Genomic DNA, 25,884 nt, shown 5'->3' with positions numbered 1-25,884 from the left:
CTCAGGCGGCCCGGAGGGCGTCGTCGCCGAGCCAGGACGACAGCAGAGCGAAGCGCAGTGCGGCGCCGCGCTCCGCGAACGCGCGCTGTCGACGCACGTACTCGGCCTTGCCCTCCGGCGTCTCGATCGGCACCGGTACGACGCCCCACGGGCTCAGGTCGTAGGGAGCGGCCTCCATGTCGAGGAGACGGATGTCGCGCGCGAGCTCGAACGCATCGAGCAGCAGGTCGCCGGGCACGAGCGGACCGAGCTTCATGGCCCACTTGTACAGGTCCATGCCCGCGTGCAGGCAGCCGGGCTGCTCGACGAGCGGCTGGGCGTCGCGCGTCAACGACGCGCGGTTGCGCGGCACCGCAGCCGGGGTGAAGAACCGGAAGGCGTCGAAATGCGTGCAGCGCAGGTCGTGCGCTTCGACGACCGCATCGGTGCCGGCCTGTCCCAGCCGCAGCGGCACGGGGTGTCGGTGCTCGTCGGCGCGATACACCATCGCCCATTCGTGCAATCCGAAGCATCCGAACTGACCGGGGCGCGACGCCGTGCGGCGCAGCATCCGCTCGACGAGGCTCGCCAGCTCGGGTTTCTCGCGAGCGAAGGCCTGGGCGTCGGGCACGACGGCGTCGGGGGTGGAGCCGGGGGAGTACCAGCGCCAGGTGCCGCGCTCCGCCGCGTCCGCCAGTTCGACGCCCGCTCCGGGATGCCACCGCCGCAGCTGCGCGGGCTTGTAGGCGTAGTAGGTGAAGAGGAAGTCCCACACCGGATGCTTCTCTCCGCGGCCGATCCGGGTGCGGTGCTCTGCGGTGAGCGCGTCGGCGCGCTGCTCGTGCGCCTCGCGGCGCGCCGTCCATTCGTCGCGGGAGAGAACCATCTCAGCGCAGGATGCCGACGTCGCCGAGCTGGTCGCGGAGTCCCGCTCCGTCTTCGGCGCTGACCCACGGAGCGGCATCGGCGGCATGCGGTTCGGGTTCCGCGCGACCGCCGGCGAGCACCGCTTCGGCGGGCAGCAGTCGACGGATCGCGACGCCGGCGACCGAATCGGGGTGCTCCTGCATGAACTGGGTGTAGATGGCCTCGTCGTGCTGACCGTCGTCGCCGATGAGCAGCCACTTCACGTCGGGGAACTCGGAGGCGAGCCGCCGCAGGTTCGTCAGCTTGTGCTCGCGCCCGCTGCGGAACCAACGATCGTGCGTCGGCCCCCAGTCGGTGAGCAGCAGCGAACCCGCCGGGAACAGATGGCGCCCGAGGAATCGCGACAGCGTCGGGGCCACGTTCCAGGCACCGGTGGACAGGTACACCATGGGCGAACCGGGGTGTTCGCGCAGCAGCTGGTCGAGCAGCACGGCCATGCCGGGAACCGGGATGCGGGCGTGCTCGTCGAGCACGAAGGAGTTCCAGAACGCGATGAAGGGGCGAGGCAGGGCGGTGACCATGACCGTGTCGTCGACGTCGGAGAGCACGCCGAAGGTGGTGCCCTCCGCGACGATGAAGGCCCGCGCCTCGACCGGCTCCTGCCCCTCGACCGAGATCGTGAAGGTCTGCCAGCCGGGCTCGAGGTCGGCGCGGATCACGGTGTCGACGACCCCGCCTCGGTCGGCGACGACCTGATGCGTCGATTCGCCGAAGTGCACGCTGACGGCGGCGAAGCTGACGGGGATCCCGACGAAGCTGCGCCACCCCCGCACGCTCGCCGGCTCGCCGTCGCGCGTGCTCCGCTGCGGCGGCACGATCAGCACACGCCCGACCACGCGCACCCAGCCGGGACCCCCGTAGCCGGGGAACGGCAGCACCGTGGCGATGCGCCCGCGCCGACGCGCACGCCCCTCCCGCCAGACATGCAGGCGGTGCTCGAGTCGCGCGAACCAGTGGATCCGGGGCGCCGGGGGTGCGGAAGCCATTGCCTCAGTCTTTCACGTCGGCGTCCGTCGCCGCGGAATCGGCGTCGAGGTGACGGGACTCCAGGCGGTGGAGCAGCTTCTTGCCGAGGTAGATCAGCACGAGGAAGAGCGCGATCACGCCGACGAAGATGTAGCCGGCGAAGTGCACCCGGTCGACGAGCTCTCGGAAGCTGCCGGCCGCGAGCGACGACACGCTGACGTAGGCGGCCGCCCACAGGATGCAGGCGGGCGCCGTCCAGGCGAGGAAGCGCCGGTACGGGTACACGCTCATCCCCACCGTCAGCGGCACGAGCGAGTGGAGGACGGGAAGGAAGCGGGAGAGGAAGATCGCGATGCCGCCGCGGCGTGCGAGGTATCTCTCGGCCCGCACCCAGTTCTTCTCGCCGATGCGCCGACCCAGCCAGGAGGAGCGGATGTGCGGGCCCAGCCAGCGGCCGAGGAAGAAGCCGATGCTCTCGCCGATGAGCGCGCCCACGACGACCGCGACGCCCATCGCGATGCCCTCGAGCGGGGAGGCGACGCCGATCGACGCGATGATCACGATGGTGTCGCCCGGGACGATGAGCCCGATCAGGATGCTGGTCTCCAGCATGACGGCGAGTCCGGCCACGAGCGTGCGAGTGATCGGATCGATCGACTGCACCGTGTCGAGGAGCCAGAGCAGGAGGTCATCCACCCCATGAGGATACGGGAGCACCCCGGTCCTAGGCTGGAAACGTGCGCGAACGCCTGAGTGCCCGACAGCTCCCCGCCTGGGTCGAGCCCGCCGCCGTGTTCCGAACGGTCGAGATCGAGGCTCCGGCGGTCTTCTGGCTCGACGCGGGCTCCGCCGCAGAGGAGGGCTGGAGCTTCGTGGGCACGGGGGAGCCGTCGGAGCTCCCCGACGACGTCGAGCTGGACGCCGCGGACGTCGACGAGACGCTGCCGCCCTTCGTCGGCGGCTGGGTGGGATGGCGCGACTACGAGAGCGGCGCGGCGGTCGCCGGCGCGCCGGTCGCCGACACCGCAGACGCCGGGGCGCCCTCCTGGATCCGGGCGACACGCGTCGTCGCCTTCGATCACTCCTCTCGCACGGCCTGGGCCCTCAGTCCGCCCGCGGACGCCGAGGAATGGGCCGCGCGCGTCGCCGCGGCATCCGTTCCTCCCCGGAGCGGGTCGGATCGGCTCGCCGACGTGCCGCGCACGGCCGTGGCTCGGCACGATCCGGTCGAGTACGCGGCCCTCATCGAGCGGTGCCGGGAACTCATCCGCGCGGGCACGGCGTATCAACTGTGCCTCACCACCCGGTTCACCGTTCCGGGTCGCCACGACCCGGTGCGCGTCTACGAGCGTCTGCGCGCGGCCATACCGGCGCACCACGGCGGCTTCGTGCGCATCGGACGACGTGCCCTGCTGAGCGCCAGCCCCGAGCAGTTCCTCCACGCCCGGGGAGGACTCATCCGATCGCGACCGATCAAGGGGACTCGGCCGCGGGGCGCGGACCGGGAGGAGGATGCCGCGCTCGCCGCGGAACTGGCCGCCGACCCGAAGGAGCGGGCAGAGAACGTCATGATCGTCGATCTCATGCGCAACGACCTGTCACGCGTATGCGTCGCCGGATCGATCCGGGTCGACGGGCTGTGGGTCGTCGAGACCTATCCGGCCGTGCACCAGCTCGTCAGCACCGTGAGCGGCACGGCGGACGAGGGGACCACGGTGGGCGCCCTGCTGGAGGCGACCTTTCCGGCCGGCAGCATGACCGGCGCCCCGAAGCTGTCGGCGATGACACAGCTGCACGGGCTCGAGGACGCTCCCCGCGGCGTCTACGCCGGATGCTTCGGGTATGTGGGGGTCGACGGCGCGGTCGATCTCGCGATGGTGATCCGCAGCATCGTGATCGATGAAGGGGGCGCATCCGTCGGCGCCGGGGGCGGGATCACCTGGGGATCGGTCGCGGCCTCGGAGGTCGCTGAAGTGGCGACCAAAGCGCGTGCGCCCCTCGCCGCCCTGGGCGCCGGAATGCCCGCGCGCTGGCGTTCCGATATCCTGAACTGATCCCGTTTTTCTCCCTGAGATTGGTCGTGCGTTCGTTGTCTGAGAACCTGTCTTCCGCCTCCGTCGACGAGGAGACCCCGTCGGCGCACGCCATTCAGAGCAAGTGGCAGAAGTACTGGGCGGAGAACGGCACCTTCCTCACCGGGGGCGACGACGACACCCGCCCCCGCCGCTACGTGCTCGCGATGTTCCCGTATCCGTCGGGCGACCTGCACATGGGGCATGCCGAGAACTACCTGTACTCCGACATCGTCGCCCGATTCTGGCGCCACCGCGGGCACAACGTGCTCAACCCGATCGGCTGGGACTCGTTCGGCCTGCCGGCCGAAAACGCAGCCATCCGTCAGGGCGCCGACCCCCGCGAGTGGACCTATCAGAACATCGCCCAGCAGAAGAAGGCGTTCCAGTCCTACGGCGTCTCGTTCGACTGGTCGCGCGTGCTGCACACCTCCGACCCGGAGTACTACCACTGGAACCAGTGGCTGTTCCTCAAGCTGCACGAGCGCGGTCTGGCGTACCGCAAGAAGAGCGCCGTCAACTGGTGCCCCAACGACCAGACCGTGCTGGCCAACGAGCAGGTCGTCGACGGCCGCTGCGACCGCTGCGGCTACGAGGTCGTGAAGAAGAAGCTCACCCAGTGGTACTTCAAGATCACCGACTACGCCGACCGCCTGCTCGACGACCTGAATCAGCTCGAGGGATTCTGGCCGCACAAGGTGCTGCAGATGCAGCGCAACTGGATCGGCCGCTCGGTCGGCGCCGACGTCGACTTCCGCATCGAGGGCCGCGACGAGCCGGTCACCGTGTTCTCGACGCGCCCCGACACGCTGCACGGCGCGACGTTCTTCGTCGTGGCGCCCGACTCCGACCTCGCCGCGGAGCTCGCGGCAGGTGCCTCCGGCGAGGTGCAGGAGCGGTTCCGCTCGTACCTGGAGCAGGTGCAGAAGGAGACCGACATCGATCGGCAGTCCACCGACCGGCCGAAGACCGGCGTCTTCCTCGAGCGCTACGCCGTCAACCCCGTCAACGGCGAGAGGCTGCCGGTCTGGGCGGCCGATTACGTGCTGGCCGACTACGGCCACGGCGCCGTGATGGCCGTTCCCGCCCACGACCAGCGCGACCTCGACTTCGCGCGGGCGTTCGATCTGCCGGTCAGGGTGGTCGTCGACACCACGGCTCCCGTCACCGGCGCGATGCCGGTCATCGAGGTGGACGACGAGGGGGTGCCGATCGACACGGGCGACCTCCTCGATGAGCAGCATCCGTCGACGACGGGCATCGCTCTCACGGGCGAGGGCCGCATGATCAACTCCGGCGCGCTGAACGGCCTCTCCAAGCGCAACGCGATCGCCCGCGCGATCGAGCAGCTGGAGTCGACCGGCACCGGACGTGCCGCGAAGAACTACCGGCTGCGCGACTGGCTGATCTCGCGCCAGCGGTTCTGGGGCACGCCGATCCCGATGCTGCACGCGGAGGACGGACGGATCATCCCCGTCGCCGAGGATCAGCTGCCCGTCAGGCTGCCGAGCGTCGAAGGCCTCGATCTCAAGCCGAAGGGCACCTCGCCGCTCGGCGCCGCCGAGAGCTGGGTGCGCACGATCGACCCGGCGTCGGGCGACCCGGTTCTGCGCGACCCCGACACGATGGACACGTTCGTCGACAGCTCGTGGTACTTCCTGCGCTTCCTCTCGCCGAACAGCGACACGCTCGCGTTCGAGCCCGCTCAGGCAGCCAGGTGGGCTCCCGTCGACTCGTACATCGGCGGTGTCGAGCACGCGATCCTGCACCTGCTGTACGCGCGGTTCATCACCAAGGTCCTCTTCGACATGGGCCTCATCGACTTCACCGAGCCCTTCTCGAACCTGATCAACCAGGGCATGGTGCTGCTCGACGGGGCGAAGATGTCGAAGAGCAAGGGCAACCTGGTGCTCTTCGAGGAGGAGCTCGACGCCTACGGCGCCGACGCCCTGCGCGTGGGGCTCGCCTTCGCCGGTCCGGTGGAAGACGACAAGGACTGGGCGGACGTGTCGACGACCGGCGCGCAGAAGTTCCTGAGCCGCGCGCTGCGCATCGCCGGCGAGGTCGCCAGCCCCGTCGACGTCGTCTTCGCCGGGGGCGACGCGGCGCTTCGACGTGCGACGCACAAGCTCCTCGCCGAGGCGCCCGCGCTGGTCGAGCAGACGAAGTTCAACGTGCTCGTCGCGCGGCTGATGGAGCTGGTAAACATCACGCGCAAGACCATCGACGGCTCCGCCGGAGCGGCGGATCCCGCCGTGCGCGAGGCCGCCGAGACGATCGCGGTGATGCTCGACCTCATCGCCCCGCACACGGCCGAGGAGATGTGGGAGCTGCTGGGTCATGAGCCGTCGGTGGGCCTGGTGACCTGGCGTTCCGCCGACCCCGCGCTCCTGGTCGAGGACTCGATCACGGCCGTCGTTCAGGTCGGCGGCAAGGTGCGCGCCCAGCTCGAGGTGTCGGCACGCATCGGCGAGGCCGAGCTCGAAGCTCTGGCGCGTGCGGACGACCGTGTGATCCGGTCGATCGGCGACAAGGAGATCGTCAAGGTGATCGTCCGCGCGCCCAAGATCGTCAGCTTCGTCGTCAAGGGCTGAGCGGCTCTCCTCCACACGGTCCGCCTCGGGCGGATTCTCCCCGGAGAGCGAGGTCTCGCTCGTCGGCGGGACCGGCCGGACGCCTAGCGTGGTCGGGTGCCCGCCGACGAGACCCCGCCCCCGCCCCCGCGCCGCCGTCTGCGCCTGAGCGTGGGTGCGGCCGTGGCGCTGGGATTGGTCGTGCTCTCCGCGGCCGTGGGCGTCGGCATCCTACGAGGGCAGGCTCCGCCCGCAACGTCGGTGCCGCTGACCGATGACGCGGCGGTCGACCCGGCGGCACCCTCCGGCGAGCTCTACGTGCACGTGCTCGGCGCGGTCGAGCGGCCGGGACTCTACGTGCTCGGCCTCGACTCCCGAGTGGTCGATGCGCTGGCGGCCGCGGGCGGCACGACGACCGATGCCGATCTCGCCGCCGTGAACCTGGCGCGCCTGGTCACCGACGGCGAGCAGGTGGTGGTTCCCGTCGCGGGCGCCGCGCCGGGGTCGGGCGCCGCATCCGGAGCGCCCGCGATGCCGCCCGGCGACGGCCGGGTCGATTTGAACACCGCCGATCAGGCCGCCCTCGAGACGCTGCCGAGGATCGGTCCGGCGCTGGCCGAGCGGATCGTCGCGTGGCGCGAGGAGAACGGGCGCTTCGCCTCGGTCGACGACCTCCTCGCCGTGCCGGGGATCGGAGAGAAGCTGCTGGAAGGCCTGCGTGACGGGGTGCACGTGTGACCGGCTGGCGTCACCGTCGCTCGTCGACCTGGCGCACGGCGGCAGGGAGTTCGCGCGAGAGGTCGCGGGCGAGGAAGCCGAGACCCATCCGCTCGGTGAGCAGGCCGCCTGCGCGGGCATGACTCCAGGCGCCCCAGACGGCGGCCCGTTCCGGGGCGAGCCCGCAGGCGGCGAAGCCGGTGATCGCTCCCGCGAGGACGTCGCCCGAGCCTGCGGTGCCGAGCCCCGGGCCGCCGTCGTCGAGCTTCCAGACGGCTCCGTCGGGAGAGGCGACGGCCGAGTAGCAGTGCACGACCGCTCGGAGTTCGCGCGCGAGGTGCGGCAGATCGCGGAGGAGGTCGTCGACCGGGCGGTCGAGAAGGAGCTCCGCCTCTTCGAGATTGGCGTTGACGATCAGCGACTCGGGCAGCCGATCTCGGGCGACATCGCGTAGCGCGCCGACGGCGAACGCGTCGACCACGAGGCAGGTGACGTCCTGCGTGGACAGGCGGGTCAGCCACGCGCGGGCGTCGGCGGGGTCGTCGAGTCCCGGTCCGACGAGCACGGCGTCGGCGTCGTCGCAGGAGGTGCTCCACGCGGCATCCGCCGTTCGGCCCGCCTCCGACGACTCGTAGACCCCTGCCTCCGGGAAGGCCACGCGGACCACGTCGCAGAGAGCGGCCTCGGTCGTCACGCCGACCTTCCCCGCTCCGACCCGCAGGGCGGCCTCACCGGCCAGGACGACCGCTCCGGCCGAACGCCGCGAGCCCCCGATGATCATGGCCGTGCCCCGCGATTTCTTCGACTCACCGGGATCGGGCAGCCCCCACTCCCGCAGGAGTGCCGGGGTGACCTTCGTCGGCTCACTCGGGACGGACATCGGGGCTCCCGGGGTGCACGGTGACGCGCGCGCCCAGCTGTTCGAGGTGACGGACGTCGGAGAAGTCCCCGAGCTGCCAGCCCTCGCCGTCGAAGCGCAGTCGGGTCACCGACGCGTTCAGCACCGTGTGGGCGGCGGCGAACTGCAGCAGGCGGGGTTCGTCCATGCCGACCAGGAGCGCGACGATCAGCATGACGACGGCATCGTGCGCCACGACGAGTCCCACGCGCGCGTCGGAGTCGGACGCATCGCGGAGGAACGATCGCAGGCGCAGCGCCACATCGGCCCAGGATTCGCCGCCCGGCGGGCGGTGGTAGTACTTGCCCAGATGGGCTCGGCGCTCCGCCTCCTGCGGATGGCGTGCCGCGACGCCACGACGCGTCAGCAGGTCGAGAACGCCCAGCTCTCTGTCGCGCAAGCGCTCGTCGATGAGCACACGACCGATGGCGGGACCGTCTTCGACGCTCAGGGCGAAGGTCTGCTGCGCCCGCACATACGGCGACAGCCATGCGATCTGCGGCGTCTCGGCGGCCGCGCGGAGGGGAGCGCCGAGCGCTCGCGCCTGCTCCACTCCCGTGCTCGACAGAGGCACATCGGCATCGCGGGTGTCGAGGGCGATGACCTCCGCGCCGGTCACCTCGGCTTGGGTCGCGGCGACGTTTCCCACACTCTCTCCGTGCCGGACCAGCCAGAGCTCCTGCACCGTCGACGCCATGCGCGCTCCTTCCCGTGACCTCATCGAGGATTGCACGTTCGGCGCGACCGGTGCACGGGGTTGACCCGTGGTCGCCGGGTGGGTAGCGGCGCGGGGGAGTCGATCGTTCGATGCTGCACGATGCGGTCTTCGCGGCGGGTTGTGCACAGTCGCGGGGGGCGGGTCGCAGACGCCGGGTCGTCGCGCCGTACCGTTCTCGGATGCATGCACCGGTCAGGCGTCGAGACCTGCGTCTGCTGCCACCGGCGGCGGCGGCGTGGTCGGCGTCGTTGGCGGGCGTCTTCTGCCCCGCGGCGGCGTGGGGGCTGGCGGGCGCGGGCGCGCTCGGCATCGTCGTCAGCGCGTTCATGTACGTGCGGCGGGCTCGCCGCACCCGTGCGCGCCCCGGGGGACTGGCCGTCTTCTGCTCAGCCGTGATGGCCGCGGTCTCGGTGTCGGTCGGCATGGCGATGCCGGCGCGCGACGACGCAGCCGAGTGGGACGGTCGGGTCGTCGAGATCGTCGCGGAGGTGTCGTCGTCGGCCTCGATCGGCCGAGACGGTCGGCTGTGGTTCGACGCGCAGACCATCGGCATCGGGCCACCCGGGAGGCCGGCGCCGCTCGTCGCGCCGATCCGCGTCGGTGTCGCACCGGCGGACGGCTTCGACCTCGGCGCCCGGGTCGGGCTCGTCGGGGAGGCGATCGCGACCGACGCGGGGGAGCGGTCGGCGCTCGTCGTCTTCTCGTCCGACTCCGAGGTCGTGACACCCGCGTCGGGTGTCTTCGGCGCGGCGGCGGCCATGCGACTCGCGTTCATCGAGCGGGCGACGCGCCTGCCCGAACCGGGGGCGGGGCTGCTCCCGGGCCTCGCCGTCGGCGACACCCGCGCCGTGTCAGAAGGACTGAACGATGACATGCGCACGAGCGGCCTCAGCCACCTCACCGCCGTCTCCGGGGCGAACTGCGCGATCGTCGTGGGTGCGGTCTTCTGGCTGGTGGCGCTCTGCGGGGGCGGACGGATGCTGCGCGTCGTGGTCGCCGCTCTGGCGCTGGCGGGTTTCGTGGTCCTGGTCACGCCCGAGCCGAGCGTCATCCGCGCCGGAGTGATGGCCGGTGTCGGCATGCTCACCGTGATGCTCGGTCGGCCGAGCGCCGGCGCGGGGGTGCTGTCGCTCTGCGCGATCGGCATCCTCGTCGCCGATCCGTGGCTGGCCGCGACCCCCGGATTCGCGCTGTCCGTCGCCGCTTCGGGCGCCCTGATCCTCTTGGCGCCGCCGATGGCGAAGCGCCTGGCTCGCGTGATGCCGTCGCCACTGGCCCTCGCTGTGGCCGTTCCGCTCGCGGCCCAGCTGGTGTGCGGACCGATCATCGCGCTGTTCGCCGAGCAGCAGTCCCTCGTCGGGATGGCGGCCAACATCGTCGCGGCGCCGGCTGCGCCGATCGCCACCGTGATCGGTCTGCTCGCCTGCCTGGCGGCGCCGGTGCCGCCGCTCGCCGATCTGTTGGCGGCCTCGGCCTGGCTGCCTGCCGCCTGGATCGCGACGACGGCCACGACGACCGCTGAGCTGCCTGCCGCAGCAGTCGTCCTTCCTGCAGGCATCGGCAGCGCGCTGCTGGTGGCCCTGATCAGCGCCTGCATCGCGATGGTCGTGCTGCGACCGCGCGGCACCGGCGCCCGCAGCGTCCGCCGACTCGCCCTGGTGCGCGGCGCATCGGCGGCGACGCTCGTCGTGCTCCTCGCGCTCGGCGGGGCACGTCTCGTGCTCGACGGGCCGCTGGCGACGTCCACCGCGCCCGATGACTGGAGCCTCGCCGCATGCGATGTGGGCCAGGGCGACGCGCTGCTGGTCCGCTCCGGTGACGCGGTCGCGCTGATCGACACCGGTCCCGATCCGGCACTGCTCGACGCCTGTCTGCGGTCGCTCGGGATCGACCACATCGACCTGCTGATCCTGACCCACTTCGACCTCGATCACATCGGGGGGACATCGGCCGTTCAGGGGCGGGTGGATGCCGTGCTGCACGGTCCGCCCGGAGAGGGCGCCGATGATCGGCTGCTCGACTCTTTGGCGGATGCCGGTGCGACGCTGACCCGTGCGTCGGCGGGGATGCACGGGGGCCTGGGAGGCGCGACCTGGCGCGTGCTCTGGCCGCGCCGCGAATCGGCCGCCTTCCTGCCCGGCAACGACGCGAGTGTCGTCGTCGACTTCGACGGGGGAGGCGTGCCCCGCTCGCTGTTCCTCGGCGATCTGTCGGCGTCGCCGCAGCGGATGCTCGCGCGCACGGCCGCCCTCCGACCGTACGCCGTCGTCAAGGTGGCGCATCACGGCAGTGCGGATCAGGATCCCGGGCTCTACGCGATCGTGAGAGCCGATGCCGCCATCTACAGCGCAGGAGCCGACAACGACTACGGCCATCCGCGAGACGAGGCGCTCGAACTCGCGACGGCGAACGGCTCGCACGTGCTGCGCACCGACACGCAGGGACGCATCCTGCTCGGCGTCCGCGACGGCGCGCTGCAGGTGTGGACCGAGGTGCCGCCGTGACCTCTCCGGCGTCGGAGGCCGCCGGTAGGCTGGATCCATGGCAGCCACGCGTCCCCCTTCCCGCGGCGGCGCGAAGTCCGTGAAGATCCCGCAGGTGTCGTGGCGCGAGCCGCAGCCGGCGCCGATCGTCCTCGTCTCCGGCCCCGAGGAGATCTGCGCCGAGCGCGCCATCGCCGGCGTGCGCGACTACCTCCGGGCGGAAGACCCGTCGCTCGAGGTGAGCGACGTGCGCGCCGACGACTACGAGCCGGGCACCCTGCTGTCGCTCACCTCTCCGTCGCTGTTCGGAGAGCCCCGACTCGTGCGCGTGTCGGGGGTCGAGCGATGCACCGACGCCTTCATCCAGGAGGCGGTCTCCTACCTCGACCACCCGCAGGAGGGGGCCACCGTCGTGCTGCGCCACACGGGCGCCAGCGTCCGCGGCAAGAAGCTGCTCGATGCCCTCCGTGCCGGCACCGGTGGCGGTATCGAGATCGCCGTCCCGGCGATCAAGCGCGACAGCGACCGGGTCGACTTCGCCGCCGGCGAGTTCCGCGCCGCGAAGAAGCGAATCGCTCCGGCAGCCCTCCGCGCTCTCGTCTCCGCCTTCGCCGACGACCTCACCGAGCTGGCCGCCGCCTGCCAGCAGCTCGTCGGCGATGTCGATGGCGACATCACCGAAGAGGTGGTTACCCGGTATTACGGCGGCCGGGTCGAGGTGTCGGCCTTCGTCGTCGCCGACACCGCCATCGCGGGCCGATACGGTGAGGCGCTGGTCGCCCTGCGCCACGCGCTCTCCTCGGGCGCCGATCCCGTTCCGATGGTCGCCGCCTTCGCCATGAAGCTGCGCACCATGGCGCGGGTGGCCGGCAATCGCGAACCGAGCAGACAGCTCGCGCAGCGCCTCGGCATGAAGGACTGGCAGGTCGACCGCGCGCGTCGTGATCTCGCCGGCTGGAACGAGCGGTCGCTCGGCATGGCCATCCAGGCGACGGCCCGGGCCGACGCCGAGGTCAAGGGTGCGGCGCGCGATCCGATCTTCGCGCTCGAGCGCATGGTCACCGTGATCGCCACGCGCGAGCCCTTCGGCGCCTAGCGGAGGAGTCCGATCGCAAGACCGCGGTAAGGCGGGCAGAGAAAAAGCCCGCCTCGGAGAGGCGGGCTGATTCTGGAGCTGATGCTCAGAGCGCGGAGACCTGCTTGGCGATGGCCGACTTGCGGTTCGCGGCCTGGTTCTTGTGCAGAACGCCCTTGCTGACGGCCTTGTCGAGCTTGACGGACGCCTTCTTGAGGGTCTTCTCCGCAGCAGACTTGTCGCCGGCGGCGATGGCCGTGCGGGTCTGACGGATGAGAGTCTTGAGCTCGCTCTTGACGGCCTTGTTGCGCTCGTGAGCCTTCTCGTTGGTCTTGTTGCGCTTGATCTGCGACTTGATGTTTGCCACGTGTGGACGCTTTCTGTACAGGAGTGGTGGGAATGCCGACAGCAGAAGAGGGCTGCTGCACGGCGGTCGTGAGGGAAGAACCCACACGCAAGCCAAGAGTCGAGTCTATCAGCAGTCGCCATGATCGCGCGAAACGGTCGGCGCCGCCGGGACTGCGTCGCGGATCCGGCGGTACGGGGTGCAGAATCGACACCATCCGGACACCGATGTCGAGGAGTCACATGACCGCCGCACCCGCTCATCCGGCCGCGCCCGCCGCGCTCCGTTGGTCAGCCGCCACGTCCGCGTTCCAGATCGAGGGATCGAGGGATGCCGACGGCGGCGGGAGGTCGATCTGGGACGCCTACCTCGAGGCGCCGGAGGCGATCGTCGACGGATCGACCGCCGACCCGGCGTGCGACAGCTACCGGCATCCCGAATCCGACATCGCCCTCGTCGCCGGACTGGGGCTCGACCGCTACCGCTTCTCCATCCCGTGGTCCCGGGTGCAGCCCGAGGGGAGCGGAGCGACCAACACCGCGGCGCTCGATCACTACTCCCGGTTCGTCGATCTCCTTCTCGACGCCGAGGTGACCCCATTCCCCACGCTCTATCACTGGGAACTGCCCGAGGCCGTCGAGGCGGCCGGCGGCTGGCTGAGCCGCGACACCGCTGAGCGCTTCGCCGACTACGCGGCCGCCGTCGCCGACCGTCTGGGCGATCGGGTCGCCCACTGGTACACGGTGAACGAGCCCGCGATGACGACGCTCCAGGGCTATGCGGTCGGAACGCTCGCCCCGGGACGACAGCTGCTCTTCGACGCGCTCCCCAGCGTGCACCACCAGCTCCTGGCGCACGCCCGTGCCGCGACGGTGCTGCGCGAGCACGGCGCGACGCAGGTCGGGCTCGCGAACAATCACACGCGCGTGCTCCCGCTCCGGCAGACCGACGACGACCAGCGCGCCGCGGCGCTCTACGACCTCCTGCACAACCGTCTGTTCAGCGAACCGCTCCTCGCCGGCGTCTACCCCGACCTCGCGGGGCAGGGGCTGCCGGAGATGCCGGTGCGCGAGGGAGACCTCGAGGCGATCTCCGGCTCCATCGACTTCTACGGCATCAACTTCTACAACCCGACGACGGTCACCGCCGCCGATCCCTCCAGTGCCGTCCCTTTCGACATCGTTCCGACCCCGGGGGTGCCGATCACCGGCTTCGGCCCGGAATGGCCGATCATGCCGTCGGCTCTCTGCGACCTCCTGATCGACCTGCGTGCGCGGCATCCGCATCTCCCGCCCGTCATCATCGGCGAGAACGGCGCCTCGTTCCCCGAACCCGACCGAGCCTCCCGCATCGACGACGCCGATCGCATCGACTACCTCGCCTCGCACATCGACGCCGTGGGTGAGGCCATGGCCGCGGGCGTGCCCGTCGAGGAGTACACGGTGTGGTCGCTGCTCGACAACTGGGAGTGGGCCGACGGCTACACCCAGCGATTCGGGCTCGTTCACGTCGACTTCGAGACGGGGCGACGAACGCCGAAGGCCTCGTACGAGTGGTATCGCGAGGTGATCGCCCGGGCGAGACGAGCCCGGCTCGCGACGGAGCGCGTCCGATGAGCGCCACGACGACGACGTCGGCGGGGGTGCGGTGGATGTCGCTGTTCACGCTCGCGTGGCTGGCGATCTGGACGGTCCAGCTCACGCCTGTCCAGCTGCTCCTGCCGCTGCAGCTCGACACCCCCGAAGACGACTGGATCGGCGGAGTCGTCTCGTCAGGGCTCGTCCTCGGCATCGGCGGACTGGCCGGGGTGGTGGCCGGTCCCGCCGCGGGCGCCCTCTCCGACCGTGCTCCGGCGGGCCGGCACCGCCGACGACCGTGGGCACTCGGGGGCCTCTGGCTGACGGCGATCTGTCTGGTGGTCACCGGATTCGCGAGCGGCCCCTGGGGCGTCGGCCTGGCGTGGGTGGGGGTATCGATCGGAGTCGCCGTCTCGTCGGCCGCCTTCACCGCGCTGATCGCCGACCAGCTGCCCACGGCGCAGCGCGGGGCGGCAGCTGCGGCGATCGGGTCGAGCCAGGCGGTCGGCATCGTGCTCGGCGTCGGCCTGGTCGTGCTCCTCGGCCTCGACGTCATCGCCGGCTATCTGCTGCTGGCGGGGATCATCGCCGTGATCGGCACCGGAGCAGCGCTGCTCCTGCCCGATCCGCCCGGCTCACCTGCGACGCGCCCACCGGGCACCACCCGCAACACGCTGACAGCTCTGCGTGACCGCGACTTCGCGTGGATGCTGTCCGGGCGACTGGTGACGAACGTCGGCAACGCGCTCGGCACGGCCCTGTTCCTCTTCTTCCTGCTGCACGGACTCGGCCAGCCGAGCGCCGTCGCGCAAGACAATCTGCTGCTGCTCATCGTCGTCTACACCGTGTTCGTCGTCGTCGCCTCGGTGGTCTCCGGGATCGTCTCGGACCGCACCGGCAGGCGGCGCGGTCTCGCGGTGGCCGCGACCGTCGTGCAGGCGGCATCCGGAGTGGCGATCGCGCTCGTGCCGACGTTCGAGATGACGATGGTCGCCGCCGCGCTCATGGGCGCCGGGTACGGCGCCTTCTCCACCGTCGGGCTCGCCTTCGCCGCCGATCTGCTGCCCGACGAGCACGATCACGCGCGCGACCTCGGCCTCGTGAACGTCACAGCGGCCTTGGGGCAGCTCATCGGGCCGGTGCTCGGAGCCGGGCTCGTCGCGCTGGTGGGCGGATTCTGGCTCGTGTTCGCCGCTGCGGCGGTGCTGTCGCTCGTAGGCGGCATCCTCACTGCTCGTGCGCGGCCGCCGGCGGTCTCATGACGCCGCCGAATGCTCGATCGTCGCCATCGCCAGCTGCAGCACGGCGTTGAAGATGCGCGGACGCATGGCGGTGACCAGATGCGTCGTGCGCGGGACGATCACGAACTCGGCGCGGGGCGCCAGGCGGCGGAACAGTGGCTCGTTCAGCCGCAGCTGGTCGTACTGGCCGTTCACGAACCACAGCGGGACGTCGATGCGCCGCACAGCGGTCGCGATGTCGAGCGCGGCGAGACTGCGCAGGGCGGTGTCCTGCATGTCGAGTGCGTATCCGCCCGCGGCGAAGTCGGAGCGGGTCTCGACGGGGATCGTGGCGGCCAGCATCCGGCGCGTGAGCCACAGTCCGCGATCGGGCAGCGAGTCGACGGCCCGCGCGAAGAGGCGGTAGGCGGCGAGCCCGCCTCCGCGGGGGAGCGAGGTGCACGCCGCGGCGACGAGTCCCGCCACCGGCGGACGCCGTGCCCCTCCCGTATACGCGAGGCAGAGCAGGCCGCCCATCGAGTGACCCACCAGCAGCACGGGGCCCGCATCGGCGGCAGCCCGCACCGCGACATCGATCGTGTGGAGGGCCTCGTCGAGCGTGAACTCCTCGTCCATGCGCGTGCCATGGCCGGGGAGGTCGATCGCCGTCCAGGCGGTGCCCCGGGCGTCGAGATACTCGGCCTGAGAGCGCCACATCGTCGCCGACGTGCGGATGCCGTGCACGAAGACGACCTGGATGCTCACGCCCTCAGCATAAGGAGAAGCGGGGCCGGTGGATGAACCACCGACCCCGCTCCGTGTTGCAGGACAAGGGTCGCGTCACCGACCGCAGTATCGAATGCACTTGATGACCGGGGCGTCGGCGCCGCCCCAAGCGCCCCCGCCCGTCCCCACCTCGATATCCCATGCGCCAGTCGACACAGGGAGTGGATCCCGCTGAGCGACGGAAGCGGACGGAGCGAGTGTGAGGCATCCCAGCAGCACCGCCCCGATCGCGCCGAAACTCGCTGTCGCCTTGGTGAGGACGCTTTCTTGATTTCTCATCGTCTTCCCTCCGGTATCTACGGGTGGTCGCCCGCGCGACCACCCAAGCATCATCCGAAACGGACATCAAGGGGAAGGTTGACGCAGAAGCGGGGCCGGTGGATGAACCACCGGCCCCGCTCCGTACTCAGAACGAGTGCTTACTTCTCCCAGCCGACGTTCTCGACCGGTGTGATGCCGAACAGGTCGAGTCCGACGTAGGGCTCGGGCGTGAGGTTCGCCAGACCGTTCTTGACCACGTAGATCGACGGGCCGTTGTAGAGCGGGATGACGCCCCAGGTCTCCTCGATGATCTTCGGCTCGAGCTCCATCGAGGCCGCGGTCCAGGACTCGGCGTCCTTCTGCGACTCGACCTCGTCGGCGATCTGCTTGTCGATCTCGGGGGTACCCGTCGCCGACAGGTTCAGGCCGCTGTCCGAGCAGTAGAGCTGGCAGAACCACGCCGGTCCGAACGGGTCGGAGTCGGTGAAGCGAAGCGAGAACATGTCCCAGTTCTTCGACGTGAAGTCGTTCGAGAAGTCAGCGGAAGCGCGGACATCGATCTGGACGTCGATGCCGATCTCCTTCTGCTGTGCCTGGATCGACTTGGCGAGGGCCTCGATCGTGGGATCTTCGCCGAAGATCGGGTATACGACAGAGAGCTTCTCGCCGTCCTTCTCGCGGATGCCGTCGTCGCCCTCGACCCAGCCGGCCTCGTCGAGGAGCTTCATCGCCTCTTCGGGGTCATGCTTCAGACCTGCAGTCTCGAACGAGTTCTTGTAGCCGTCCTGGAAGTCGTACAGGTTCAGCGAGCCCGCCGGAGCCTCTTCGTATCCGAGGCCGTTCCAGGCGATCTGCTTCTGCTGGTCGATGTCCACGCCGAGGAAGAACGCCTTGCGAACGTTGAGGTCCTCGAACTGCGGCTTGTCGGCGTCGACGATGAGAACTGTCTTCGCAGTCTGCTGGGCGCGGCGAACCACGGTGTCGTCGACGTCCTGGACCTGCTTCAGTCGGTCGTTCGTGTTGGCGCCGACCATGTCGATCTCGCCGTTCTTGAACGCGTTCAGCGATGCGTCCGGCTCCATCGCGGTGTACGTGACCTTGTCGAGCAGAGGCGCGTTGCCCCACCACTCGGGGTTCGGCTTGAAGGAGACGAAGCCTGCATTCGCGTCGAACTCGTCGACCGTGTACGGGCCCGCGCCCCACTCCGGGTGCATGTCGCCGATGAAGCCCTCATTGAAGACGGCCGGGTCATTCGCGATGGCGGGGTGGAGGACGCCTCCGGTGAGGAACGCCATGGACGGCCAGGCGTAGATGCCGTCGAACGTGACGATCGCCGTCTTCGGGGTGTCGCCCTGCTCGACCGAGGCGATCTGCTTGTAGCCGTCGGTCGCGTTCGGGTTGTAGCCCTCGTCGTAGGAGCGGTTGGCCTTCCAGGTTCCCTCGATGGCGGTCCAGTCCATGGCTGTTCCGTCGTTGAAGTGCGCCTCGTCCGTGAACGTGAACGTGATGGTGGTGTTGCCGTCCTTCTCGCCGATCTCGTAGGCGTCGAGATAGGCGTCGTTCTTCGTGACCTCGCCTTCGGGCGAAACCAGGAGGACCTGCGGCATGTACCACGACCAGAGGCGCTGAGTGTCGGCGCTGCCGTCGCTGTTGAAGGCGTTCAGCTGCTCCGGAACCTCGTTGATCGGGAAGTTGACCTCCCCGCCCTCCTGAAGGTTCTCCCGATCCTGCGGGTTGTAGTCGGCTGCCTTGGTCTCGACGGCTTCGCCGCCGCCGTTGTCCCCGCCGCCGGTGTCGCCGGACCCGCTAGCGCATCCGGCTAGGGCGAGGGCGAGGACGCCGCCGATCGCGACAGCCCCCATCAACTTCTTGTGCTTCATGGTGCTCCTTCCGCCTTTCGGCGTGTCATAAGGGGAGGATAGTTCGTGTCTCGGCCTACGACATCGGTCAGAAGTGAATACTCCCTAACTGTTATCGGACGGTGATCCGCGCCTCGTGGCATCCGGTCTCACGGCTGCCGCTCAGACGAGCAGCGGTTTGGTGCTCATCGTCTCGGCATCGAAGATCACCCGCTGGCGGTTGCGCTCGATGTCGGGGTCCGGAACGGGGATGGCCGACAGCAGCGCCTGGGTATAGGGATGCTGTGGGTTCTCGAACACGTCGTCCACATCACCGTGCTCGACGAAGTCGCCCAGGTACATCACGGCCACGCGATCGGCGATGTGGCGGACCACCGAGAGGTCATGCGCGACGAAAAGGTAGGAGAGACCGAGCTTCGCCTTTAGCTCGTCGAGGAGATTGATCACGCCGGCCTGAATCGACACATCCAGGGCGGAGACCGGCTCGTCCAGCACGACGATCTTGGGGTTTGTCGACAGGGCACGGGCGATGCCGATGCGCTGACGCTGACCGCCCGAGAACGCTTGAGGGAAGCGGTCGCTGTGCGCGGGATTGAGGCCGACGAGATCCATCAGCTCGTCGACGCGCTGGTGCGCCTCCTCTTTCGGCGTGCCGATGGCGAACAGCGGCTCGGCGATGATGTCGGCCACGGTCATGCGGGGATCGAGAGCACCCATCGGGTCTTGGAACACGATCTGGATGTCGCGACGCAGCTGTCGCTCGACCTTGTGATTCTGGATCTCGTTGACACTCGTTCCGGCGATCACGATGTCGCCGTCGGTCTGCTTGACCATGTCCATGATCTGCAGCAGGGTCGTGGTCTTGCCACTTCCCGACTCGCCCACGATGGCCATCGTCTCACCTTCGCGCACGTCGAAGCTGATTCCCTTGACGGCATGCACCTCGCCCACCTTGCGCTTGAGGAACGCGCCCTTGAGCAAGGGGAAGGTCTTGGTGAGGTTCTTGACTTCGAGCGTCGCGGCCCTCTGCTCGCGCGGAACGAGTGCCAGCGCGCTGTCTGGGATCTCTCGCACGGGATAGACAGGAAGGCCGCCGAGGAGGCCGCCGTCTTCGATCTCGTCCGCGCGGATGCAGGCTGCGCGATGCATGTCCCCCGAGCCGGTGGACACGGGAAGAAGGGCCGGCTCCTGCGCCCTGCAGGCGTCGAGGGCGATCGGGCACCTGTCGGCGAACGGACACGCGTCGGGCAGATCGATCAGCAGGGGAGGGTTCCCCTTGATCGGCGTGAGCGGTTCCTTCTCCGACTTGTCCACGCGAGGAATGGCGCCGAGAAGGCCGATAGAGTACGGCATCCGCGTCTTGTGGAAGAGCTCATGCACGGGTGCCTGCTCGACGGGTTTGCCGGCGTACATGACCATCACGTCGTCAGCCGTGCGGGCCACGACGCCCATGTCGTGGGTGATCATGATGACCGCGGCGCCCGTCTCTCGCTGCGCCTTCCCGATGAGGTCGAGGATCTGCGCCTGGATCGTCACGTCCAGCGCCGTGGTCGGCTCGTCGCAGATGATGAGCTTCGGGTTGTTCGCCATGGCGATCGCGATCACGACGCGCTGGCGCATCCCGCCGGAGAACTCATGCGGGAACGACTTCATCCGTCGCTCGGGCTCAGTGATCCCGACCAGTTGCAAGAGTTCGACCGAGCGATCCCAGGCGTCCTTTTTCGACAGTCTCCGATGCACCGTCAGCGCCTCGATGAGTTGGTCGCCGATCGTGAAGACCGGTGTCAGGGATGTCAGCGGATCCTGGAAGACCATCGACATGCCGTTGCCGCGGATCATGGAAAGCTGCCTGTCGCTCATGCCGAGCAGCTCCTGGCCTTCGTACATGATCGAGCCCGAGACCTTCGCGTTCTCGTCGAGCAGACCCATGATCGCCAGCGAGGTCACCGACTTGCCGGATCCCGACTCGCCGACGATCCCGAGGGTCTTGCCGGCTTCGAGGTCGAACGAGACACCGCGCACGGCGTCGACCCGCCCCGCTTCCGAGGGGAAGCTGACGGTGAGGTCTCGGACGGAGAGTACGTTGTTCATGCTCGGCCTCCAGCTGCCGAAGTCGGATCGAGGGCGTCGCGCAGGCCATCGGCGACCAGCGCCATCGACACCGTGAGAAGGGTGAGAGCCGCCGCGGGGAAGTAGAAGAGCCACGGCGCCGTCGTGAGCGAGCTCGACCCGGCACCGATGAGTGCGCCGAGGGAGACATCCGGGATCTTCACACCGAACCCCAGGAACGAGAGTCCTGTCTCCGTCACCACGGCGTTCACCACGCCGAGAGTGAAGTTGATCACCAGGAGGGAACCGATGTTCGGTAGGAGGTGACGGACCACGATCCGCATGCCGCGGACGCCCATGTACCGGGCGGCGCTGACGTACTCGCGCTCGCGGAGCGACAGAGCCAGGGTCCAGATCACGCGGGCGGGGAAGTACCACCCGATGACGAAGATCATGATGAGTGCGATGACTCGCCAGTCACCGCCCGACTTGTTGGAGATCATCGCGAGGATGAGGAAGCTCGGGATGACCATCATGAAGTGGATGACGAGCAGGGTGATGCGTTCGGTCCATCCGCCGAAGTACGCGGCGGCGGTTCCGACGAGCGCAGAGACGATGGTGACACCGATCGAGACCGTGATCGCGATCATCAGCGAGCGCTGCAGGCCGACGGCGACCTGAGCGAAGAGGTCGTTGCCCGCGTTGTTCGTCCCGAACCAGTGCTCGGGGCTGGGTCCCATGCTCAACGCGAGGAAGTCGAGCTCGATGTGGTCGTATCGAGCGACCAACGGGCCGATGACCGCGAAGAGCACGAGCGCCACGAAGATCACCAGGCCGGCGACCGCTCCTTTGTTGCGGGCGAAGCGTCGGGAGTAGAGGGTCCACTTCGACAGCCGCTTCGCCGCGACCTTCGTCGTCTCGACCGGCGCAGGCCGCGCCTCAGGGTGCATGGTCGGGTCGATCATTTCGGTGCTCATGTCAGCTCACTCTCACTCGAGGATCGAGTACGACGACGGCGATGTCGGCGAGGATGGCGCCGATGGCTGTCAGAACGGCACCGAAGGCCGCGATGGCCACGGTTCCATGGATGTCGTTCTTCGTGATCGCATCGATGAAGTATTTGCCCATCCCGTTCCACGCGAAGATCGTCTCGGTGAGGACGGCGCCGGTGAAGATGGCGGGGATCGTGAAGGCGACTTGTGTGGCGACGGGGATGAGAGATGTGCGCAGAGCGTGCTTGCGGATCGCCTGCTGCTTCGTCAAGCCCTTCGCCCGCGCGGTGCGGACGTAGTCCGCGTTGATGTTGTCGAGAAGCAGAGAACGTTGCAGGAAGTGAATCGATGCGTAGCCCGTGAGCACCAGTGCCACGGTCGGCAGCGTCAGGTGTTGCAACACGTCTATCAACACGGGGAAGAAGCCTTCGACTCCGCGGCTGGCGTTGCCGGTCACGTAGAAGATACGGACGCCGGTGGCGTTGTTGAGGCCGATCGCGAGGAGCACGATTCCGAAAGCGGCGACCACGATGGGGATGTTGAGCGTGATGATGCTGGTCGCCTGACCGATGCGATCCGCGAGCTTGTACTGGCGCGACGCTGTGTAGACTCCGAGCGCGATTCCGAGGATCGTCGTCAGGATGGTCGCGCCGAGCACGAGCTCCGCGCTGACCCACATGCGGTACGCGACCTGCTCGTTGACAGAACCGCCGGTCGGACTGACTCCCCAATCCCACCGGAGGACGATGCCGGTGAGCCAGGTCCACCACCGTTCGATGAGGGGAACCGAATCGCTGAGGTTGCGGGGCTCGAGGGTGTTGACGATCTGCTCTTCGGTGAGCGGCGGACGACGACCGACGTAGTTGCTCCTCGGATCGAGAAAGCCCCACGCCAGGAAGTACGTGATGTTCGTGGCGACGACGATCATGAGCAGCCAGCCTGCTGCCCGGCGCACGAGATACTTGATCAAGGTGTTGATTCTTTCTCTTTTACAGACGCGCTCGGGATCTGCCGACGCAACGCTGAGCCGGGTAGTTATTCAACCACCATCCGCCATTCTGCGCGATCGACGACATCACGTGGTCTGTGACGGAGTCCTATCGCTCACGGGATCCGGTGTCACGGATGTCTCCCGGGCAACCTGGGCAGAATATCACCGGTATACCGGAATCGGGCATTAGGCGGACCTGACCGTAGAATCGACGGGACATGTCACCACGCGCCCTCACTCCGCTTCAGCCTGCCGCGACGCCGCCCGCGCAGATCCGCAATTTCTGCATCATCGCCCACATCGATCACGGCAAGTCGACCCTCGCCGACCGGATGCTGCAGATCACCGGTGTCGTGGCTGATCGCGACATGCGCGCGCAGTACCTCGACCGCATGGACATCGAGCGCGAGCGCGGGATCACCATCAAGAGCCAGGCGGTGCGGATGCCGTGGGCCCTTCGGCAGGCTCAGGGACCGGAGGACGTGTTCGCCCTGAACATGATCGACACCCCCGGCCACGTCGACTTCACGTACGAAGTGTCGCGTTCGCTCGCCGCCTGCGAAGGCGCGATCCTGCTCGTCGACGCGGCCCAGGGCATCGAGGCGCAGACGCTGGCGAACCTCTACCTCGCCCTCGAGAACGACCTGCACATCATTCCTGTGCTGAACAAGATCGACCTGCCGGCCGCCGATCCCGAGAAGTACGCCAAGGAGCTGGCGTCGCTCATCGGCGGCGATCCCGACGACGTGCTGCGCGTCTCCGGCAAGACCGGCGTCGGCGTCGAAGACCTGCTCGATCGTCTGGTGCAGGAGATCCCTGCCCCGGTCGGAGACGCCGATGCTCCGGCGCGCGCGATGATCTTCGACTCGGTGTATGACGCCTACCGGGGCGTGGTGACCTACGTGCGGATGGTGGACGGCAGCCTTTCTCCGCGCGAGCGCATCCAGATGATGTCGACGGGCGCGAACCACGAAGCGCTCGAGGTCGGCGTGTCGAGCCCCGAGCCGACGCCGACCAAGGGATTGGGCGTGGGCGAGGTCGGGTACCTCATCACCGGTGTGAAGGACGTGCGCCAGTCGAAGGTCGGCGACACGATCACGAACGCCCGGAAGCCGGCATCCGATCCTCTCGCGGGGTACACCGACCCGAAGCCGATGGTGTTCTCGGGGATCTATCCGATCGACGGCAGCGACTACGCCGAGCTGCGCGAGGCTCTCGACAAGCTCAAGCTGTCGGATGCCTCGCTGCAGTACGAGCCCGAGACCTCGGTCGCGCTCGGATTCGGCTTCCGCTGCGGCTTCCTCGGACTGCTCCACCTCGAGATCGTCACCGAGCGTCTGTCGCGCGAGTTCGGCCTCGACCTGATCACCACCGCGCCGAGCGTGATCTACGAGGTGTTGACGTCGGACACCGGCGAGACGGTTACGGTCACCAATCCCAGCGAGTACCCCGACGGGCGCATCGGCTCGGTCTCGGAGCCGATGGTGAAGGCGGCGATCCTGCTGCCGAAGGACTACGTCGGCACCGTGATGGAGTTGTGCCAGTCGCGCCGCGGCTCGCTGCTCGGCATGGAGTACTTCTCCGAGGAGCGCGTCGAACTGCGGTACATGATGCCGCTCGGTGAGATCGTCTTCGACTTCTTCGACCAGCTGAAGTCGAAGACCCAGGGCTACGCATCGCTGGACTACGAGCCGGCCGGTCAGCAGGAGGCCGACCTCGTCAAGGTCGACATCCTCCTGCAGGGGGAGAAGGTCGACGCCTTCAGCTCGATCGTGCACCGCGACAAGGCCTACTCGTACGGCACGATGATGGCCGAGCGGCTGCGCAAGCTCATCCCTCGCCAGCAGTTCGAGGTGCCGATTCAGGCGGCGATCGGCGCGCGCATCATCGCCCGCGAGACGATCCGCGCGATCCGCAAGGACGTGCTCGCGAAGTGCTACGGCGGTGACATCACCCGTAAGCGCAAGCTCCTCGAGAAGCAGAAGGAGGGGAAGAAGCGCATGAAGATGGTGGGTCGCGTCGAGGTTCCCCAGGAGGCGTTCATCGCCGCGCTCTCCGGCGACGTCGAGGGCAAGGACAAGAAGTAGCCGTGCGCCTGCCGGCGTACGGGCGCGGCATCACGCGGCATCCGCTCGTCGCCGTGCCCCCGGGGATGACGGCGTCGGAGCGTCGGGCGCGCGTGTCGCCCGAGGCGCACGCGCGGGTCGCCGCTCTCGTGAGCTCGTGGGAGTTCAAGCGGCGGGCTGGGTTCGAGGTGCCGTCGGACGCTCCGGTTCCCGATGCGGAGGGCGTTCTGGTCGCTCGTCTGCTCGGCATGCGCTTCTCCGAGCCCGTTCGCGTCGTCTGGGCGGATGCGCGGGGCTTCGGCTACGAGACGCGGCCGGGGCACCCGATCTACGGCGAGGAGTCATTCCGGCTCGACGACGACGGATGGTTCTCGGCGCGGTCGGTCTCGCGGTCGTCGACCTGGTTCTGGATGCTCGTCTCGCCGGCTCTTCGCCTCCTGCAGCGCCGGGCGCACGACCGCTACGTCCGCATCGTGCAGGATGCCGCCGCCGAGGTGTGACGGCCCTTCGACAGGCTCAGGGACCCAGGCGTCGCGGTCGGGTCGCTGAGCCGTGCCCCGGTTGGGTCGCTGAGCCGTGCCCTGGTTGGGTCGCTGAGCTTGTCGAAGCGTTGCCGGACGGGGTGGGTGTGCCGTGCCCTGGTTGGGTCGCTGAGCCGTGCCTCGGTTGGGTCGCTGAGCCGTGCCCTGGTTGGGTCGCTGAGCTGTGCCCCGGTTGGGTCGCTGAGCCTGTCGAAGCGTTGCCGGACGGGGTGGGTGTGCCGTGCCCCGGTTGGGTCGCTGAGCCGTGCCCCGGTTGGGTCGCTGAGCCTGTCGAAGCGTCGGCTGCGCGATTCCTCGACAGCCGCGGCAGATCCCGACCGCGCAACTCGATCAGTGCCTGCTTCTTCGCACGACTCCAGCCCTGGATCTGCTTCTCCCGCCGGAACGCTGCATCTACGGTGTCGAATCGTTCCGCGTAGACGAGCGAGACCGGGCGACGCTTGCGCGTGAACGTCGCGGCGAACTCGTCGTCGTGATTGTGCTCCCACACGCGCGATTCCAGCTCTCCGTTGGTGCTTCCGGTGTAGAACGAGCCGTCACGGCATTCGAGAATGTAGGTCCAGGGCATGACTCAGTCTGTCGCGGGAGGCGCGATGCGGACGGCCCTGTGGAAAAGTCGTACCGGCCCTTCGACAGGCTCAGGGACCCAGGGCCCTTCGACAGGCTCAGGGACCCAGGGCCCTTCGACAGGCTCAGGGACCCAGGGCCCTTCGACGGGCTCAGGGACCCAGGGCCCTTCGACGGGCTCAGGGACCTGGGGCCCTTCGACAGGCTCAGGGACCCAGGG

21 protein-coding genes are annotated in these 25,884 nt (G+C 68.9%); 9 read left to right on the top strand and 12 right to left on the bottom strand.

Annotated elements, in window-relative coordinates; genetic code table 11:
- Position 1: 1 nt before the first annotated feature.
- The 3 genes from AB3M90_RS06995 to AB3M90_RS06985 are packed head-to-tail and all read right to left on the bottom strand — an operon-like array spanning position 2 to position 2,568.
- Positions 2 to 865: a 3-methyladenine DNA glycosylase gene (locus tag AB3M90_RS06995; protein ID WP_412950876.1), complete on the bottom strand. Its 864-nt coding sequence runs from the start codon at positions 863 to 865 to the stop codon at positions 2 to 4.
- Between the two features lies 1 nt (position 866).
- Positions 867 to 1,892 carry an App1 family protein phosphatidate phosphatase gene (locus tag AB3M90_RS06990; RefSeq protein WP_412950875.1) on the bottom strand — a complete coding sequence of 342 codons (1,026 nt, stop codon included), beginning with the start codon at positions 1,890 to 1,892 and terminating at the stop codon, positions 867 to 869.
- Between the two features lie 4 nt (positions 1,893 to 1,896).
- Positions 1,897 to 2,568, bottom strand: coding sequence for a DedA family protein (locus tag AB3M90_RS06985; protein WP_412950874.1), 672 nt, complete (start codon positions 2,566 to 2,568; stop codon positions 1,897 to 1,899).
- Positions 2,569 to 2,609: 41 nt separating this feature from the next.
- Between AB3M90_RS06985 and AB3M90_RS06980 the strand changes: the two genes are divergently transcribed.
- The 3 genes from AB3M90_RS06980 (at position 2,610) to AB3M90_RS06970 (ending at position 7,255) form a co-directional block, all read left to right on the top strand.
- The gene (locus AB3M90_RS06980) at positions 2,610 to 3,926 is read left to right on the top strand and encodes an anthranilate synthase component I family protein (RefSeq protein WP_412950873.1); all 1,317 of its coding nucleotides are present in this window, start codon (positions 2,610 to 2,612) and stop codon (positions 3,924 to 3,926) included.
- Positions 3,927 to 3,952: 26 nt separating this feature from the next.
- Positions 3,953 to 6,538: a leucine--tRNA ligase gene (gene leuS, locus AB3M90_RS06975; RefSeq protein ID WP_412950872.1), complete on the top strand. Its 2,586-nt coding sequence runs from the start codon at positions 3,953 to 3,955 to the stop codon at positions 6,536 to 6,538.
- A gap of 96 nt (positions 6,539 to 6,634) precedes the next feature.
- The gene (locus AB3M90_RS06970) at positions 6,635 to 7,255 is read left to right on the top strand and encodes a ComEA family DNA-binding protein (protein ID WP_412950871.1); all 621 of its coding nucleotides are present in this window, start codon (positions 6,635 to 6,637) and stop codon (positions 7,253 to 7,255) included.
- A gap of 10 nt (positions 7,256 to 7,265) precedes the next feature.
- Here the strand turns inward: AB3M90_RS06970 and AB3M90_RS06965 are convergent, their stop codons facing one another.
- A complete protein-coding gene (locus tag AB3M90_RS06965) occupies positions 7,266 to 8,114 on the bottom strand; it encodes an ADP-dependent NAD(P)H-hydrate dehydratase (protein ID WP_412950870.1) in 849 nt (282 codons plus the stop codon).
- On the bottom strand, positions 8,098 to 8,829 hold the full coding sequence (locus tag AB3M90_RS06960) for a histidine phosphatase family protein (RefSeq protein WP_412950869.1): 732 nt from the start codon (positions 8,827 to 8,829) through the stop codon (positions 8,098 to 8,100). The genes AB3M90_RS06965 and AB3M90_RS06960 overlap by 17 nt, the downstream gene beginning before the upstream one ends.
- A gap of 200 nt (positions 8,830 to 9,029) precedes the next feature.
- Between AB3M90_RS06960 and AB3M90_RS06955 the strand changes: the two genes are divergently transcribed.
- On the top strand, positions 9,030 to 11,354 hold the full coding sequence (locus AB3M90_RS06955) for a ComEC/Rec2 family competence protein (RefSeq protein ID WP_412950868.1): 2,325 nt from the start codon (positions 9,030 to 9,032) through the stop codon (positions 11,352 to 11,354).
- 37 nt (positions 11,355 to 11,391) lie between these two features.
- Complete coding sequence (gene holA / locus AB3M90_RS06950) at positions 11,392 to 12,429, top strand: DNA polymerase III subunit delta (RefSeq protein ID WP_412950866.1); 1,038 nt, start codon at positions 11,392 to 11,394, stop codon at positions 12,427 to 12,429.
- A gap of 85 nt (positions 12,430 to 12,514) precedes the next feature.
- On the opposite strand, the gene rpsT is transcribed toward holA, so the two are convergent.
- On the bottom strand, positions 12,515 to 12,775 hold the full coding sequence (gene rpsT, locus AB3M90_RS06945) for a 30S ribosomal protein S20 (RefSeq protein ID WP_412950864.1): 261 nt from the start codon (positions 12,773 to 12,775) through the stop codon (positions 12,515 to 12,517).
- A gap of 221 nt (positions 12,776 to 12,996) precedes the next feature.
- Here rpsT and AB3M90_RS06940 point away from each other — a divergent pair, with 221 nt between their 5' ends.
- Both AB3M90_RS06940 and AB3M90_RS06935 read left to right on the top strand, forming a co-directional pair.
- A complete protein-coding gene (locus AB3M90_RS06940; RefSeq protein ID WP_412950863.1) occupies positions 12,997 to 14,370 on the top strand; it encodes a GH1 family beta-glucosidase in 1,374 nt (457 codons plus the stop codon).
- Positions 14,367 to 15,593: an MFS transporter gene (locus AB3M90_RS06935; RefSeq protein ID WP_412950861.1), complete on the top strand. Its 1,227-nt coding sequence runs from the start codon at positions 14,367 to 14,369 to the stop codon at positions 15,591 to 15,593. The genes AB3M90_RS06940 and AB3M90_RS06935 overlap by 4 nt, the downstream gene beginning before the upstream one ends.
- Here the strand turns inward: AB3M90_RS06935 and AB3M90_RS06930 are convergent.
- From AB3M90_RS06930 to AB3M90_RS06910, 5 genes are all read right to left on the bottom strand, one after another.
- Positions 15,588 to 16,316, bottom strand: coding sequence for an alpha/beta fold hydrolase (locus AB3M90_RS06930; protein WP_412950860.1), 729 nt, complete (start codon positions 16,314 to 16,316; stop codon positions 15,588 to 15,590). The genes AB3M90_RS06935 and AB3M90_RS06930 overlap by 6 nt on opposite strands.
- A gap of 440 nt (positions 16,317 to 16,756) precedes the next feature.
- Complete coding sequence (locus tag AB3M90_RS06925) at positions 16,757 to 18,478, bottom strand: ABC transporter family substrate-binding protein (RefSeq protein ID WP_412950859.1); 1,722 nt, start codon at positions 18,476 to 18,478, stop codon at positions 16,757 to 16,759.
- A gap of 141 nt (positions 18,479 to 18,619) precedes the next feature.
- Positions 18,620 to 20,548, bottom strand: a complete 1,929-nt coding sequence (locus tag AB3M90_RS06920) for an ABC transporter ATP-binding protein (RefSeq protein ID WP_412950858.1) — start codon at positions 20,546 to 20,548, stop codon at positions 18,620 to 18,622.
- Positions 20,545 to 21,483: an ABC transporter permease gene (locus tag AB3M90_RS06915; protein WP_412950857.1), complete on the bottom strand. Its 939-nt coding sequence runs from the start codon at positions 21,481 to 21,483 to the stop codon at positions 20,545 to 20,547. The genes AB3M90_RS06920 and AB3M90_RS06915 overlap by 4 nt, the downstream gene beginning before the upstream one ends.
- A gap of 1 nt (position 21,484) precedes the next feature.
- Entirely contained in the window at positions 21,485 to 22,468 is a 984-nt protein-coding gene (locus AB3M90_RS06910) for an ABC transporter permease (RefSeq protein ID WP_412950856.1), read from the bottom strand.
- Between the two features lie 239 nt (positions 22,469 to 22,707).
- Here AB3M90_RS06910 and lepA point away from each other — a divergent pair, with 239 nt between their 5' ends.
- Both lepA and AB3M90_RS06900 read left to right on the top strand, forming a co-directional pair.
- Positions 22,708 to 24,576, top strand: a complete 1,869-nt coding sequence (gene lepA / locus AB3M90_RS06905) for a translation elongation factor 4 (protein ID WP_412950855.1) — start codon at positions 22,708 to 22,710, stop codon at positions 24,574 to 24,576.
- Positions 24,577 to 24,578: 2 nt separating this feature from the next.
- Positions 24,579 to 25,055 carry a DUF1990 family protein gene (locus tag AB3M90_RS06900; RefSeq protein WP_412950854.1) on the top strand — a complete coding sequence of 159 codons (477 nt, stop codon included), beginning with the start codon at positions 24,579 to 24,581 and terminating at the stop codon, positions 25,053 to 25,055.
- Positions 25,056 to 25,071: 16 nt separating this feature from the next.
- Here AB3M90_RS06900 and AB3M90_RS06895 read toward each other — a convergent pair whose 3' ends face one another.
- Positions 25,072 to 25,665 (bottom strand): GIY-YIG nuclease family protein, encoded by a 594-nt coding sequence (locus tag AB3M90_RS06895; RefSeq protein ID WP_412950853.1) that lies wholly within the window; start codon positions 25,663 to 25,665, stop codon positions 25,072 to 25,074.
- Positions 25,666 to 25,884 lie beyond the last annotated feature (219 nt).

This window comes from Microbacterium martis (assembly GCF_047246685.1).
GTDB lineage: Bacteria > Actinomycetota > Actinomycetes > Actinomycetales > Microbacteriaceae > Microbacterium.
Note: the sequence above shows the minus strand (reverse complement) of the source record. Positions and strands in the feature narration are given on the sequence as shown.